Annotated in this window: 1 protein-coding gene; it reads left to right on the top strand. The window is 44.4% G+C overall.

The window, feature by feature from the left end; all coding sequences use genetic code 11:
• Window positions 1–61: 61 nt before the first annotated feature.
• Window positions 62–232: ParB N-terminal domain-containing protein (locus SB822_RS61325; RefSeq protein ID WP_410859695.1), on the top strand; the 171-nt coding region annotated here is incomplete at its 3' end.

Genomic DNA, 232 nt, shown 5'->3' with positions numbered 1-232 from the left:
AACGCAATTTCTGGCCAGCTTGCCGGAAGACGATCGCATCAAAGCGATTAATGGAATCCGCATGGCAATCGATCAGGTAAGTCCTTTTCGGGAAGAACCGGTAGATTGTGTTTTGTGGGTCAAAAATGATCAGCTTGTGCCGAATGATTACAACCCAAACAACGTGGCACCACCCGAAAAAAAACTGCTGAAAAAATCCATTGAAATAGATGGTTTTACCCAACCCATTGTG

Source organism: Paraburkholderia sp. SIMBA_054 (assembly GCF_046534875.1).
In the GTDB taxonomy this organism is placed as follows: domain Bacteria; phylum Pseudomonadota; class Gammaproteobacteria; order Burkholderiales; family Burkholderiaceae; genus Paraburkholderia; species Paraburkholderia hospita.
This window is presented reverse-complemented; position numbering and strand designations above follow the sequence as displayed.